The sequence below is a fragment of the Aeromonas sp. 1HA1 genome, assembly GCF_029237385.1.
GTDB lineage: Bacteria > Pseudomonadota > Gammaproteobacteria > Enterobacterales > Aeromonadaceae > Aeromonas > Aeromonas popoffii.
Genome location: NZ_JAACGC010000163.1, coordinates 1 through 1,385, shown reverse-complemented (window position 1 = coordinate 1,385; position 1,385 = coordinate 1). Strand labels below are relative to the sequence as shown.

The following is a 1,385-nucleotide window of genomic DNA, read 5'->3' as shown; positions in this document are numbered from 1 at the left end:
CAGCCAGTTCCCGCAGCTGCAGAGCCTGCGCTTTGGGGAGAGTGACATCGTCTCGGGGCTGGCCATCCCGCGCCTTGGCAAACTGGTGGTGACCCTGCATGACTAATCCAACCCCGCTTGAACACGAGCTGCAGGCGCCGGTGCTACCGGATGCCAGCGCCCCCTGGTGGGAAGACGGCTACACCATCAGCCCCGCCCACGCAGAGCCCGGGTTTCTGGCCCGGGGCATCAACGCCTTCTGGCAGCGACTCAAGGGCTGGCTACTGCTGCCACTGGCCCAGCAAGACCCGCTGACCTGCTCCGAATCGCTGCTGGCGCTGCTCGCCTGGGAGCGGGACATCGCCCGCTTTAATGGCGAGCCGCTGCCGCTCTTTCGCAAGCGGGTCAGGTTCGCCTTTGTGAACGCCCGGGATGCCGGCGAGGTGGCGGGCTTTAAGCGCATCTTCGAGCGCCTTGATATCGGCTGGTGCGACATTCACGAACGCCAGGCCGGCACGCCCTGGGACGTCATCACCATCGAGGTGACCGACAGCGCCATCGCCGCCAACCAGCAACTGATGGAAACCCTCATTCAACACTATGGCCGCACCTGCCGCCGCTACCGCTTCCAGGTGGTGTACCCGGTCACCGGCCGCCTTCACACCGGCCGCATCGACATGAGCCAGCAGGTATTCGGCGCAACCCTCAAGAGGACAGCATGAGCCAAATCATTACCAACGCCTTCTCCCGCTACTGGCAGGAGTGCCTCGCCACCCAGGCACCGGTGGTGCTCGATGAGTTCGTGCTGGCCAACGTGCCAGGCCTTGACCCCGAGGCCCCCATCAACCCGGACAGCGGCCTGCCGCCGGCGAACCAGATTGTGCACCGCCACGCGGTGGACCAGCGCGGGCGCATCAACAACGATGCGGTGGCCTACACCATCGTCATGGACACCACGGTCGGCGATTTCAGCTTCAACGCCATGTACCTCATCAACAAGGCCAGCGGCGTGGTGGGGATGATTGTGCACAAGGGGCTGGAGACCAAACTCAAGACGATTGAGGCCAGCGGCCAGACCGGCAACAGCCTGGTGAAGTCCATGCTGATGGAATACGACCGGGCAAGCGAGGCCACCGCCACCCATGTGGACGCCAGCACCTGGCAGATTGACTATGCCGCCCGCCTGCGCGGGATGGACGATGACCTGCGCCTGCAGGCGCTGCAGTTCTTCGGGCCGGCCACCTTCTATGGCAACGGCTTTAACTTGGTCAATGAATCGGGGGTCTACAAGGTGCAGCCCGGGGTGGCCTATGTGGGCGGCCTACGCGCCCAGCTCGATGAAGTCAAGAAGGTGACCCCCAGCGCCAAGCCGGTGGGGCTCTGGCTCGACATCTACCGGGCGGGCT

General features: G+C 64.6%; 2 protein-coding genes. Both read left to right on the top strand.

The annotated features are described in order from the left end of the window. Window positions 1-98: 98 nt before the first annotated feature. Entirely contained in the window at window positions 99-701 is a 603-nt protein-coding gene (locus GWQ22_RS21370) for a phage tail protein (RefSeq protein ID WP_275931613.1), read from the top strand. Continuing rightward, window positions 698-1,385: phage tail protein (locus tag GWQ22_RS21365; RefSeq protein ID WP_275931612.1), on the top strand; the 688-nt coding region annotated here is incomplete at its 3' end. The genes GWQ22_RS21370 and GWQ22_RS21365, both read left to right, overlap by 4 nt.

Coding starts and splice junctions, on each gene's coding strand:
- GWQ22_RS21370 (WP_275931613.1), top strand. CDS start 99: ATGACTAATCCAACCCCGCTTGAACACGAGCTGCAGGCGCCGGTGCTA.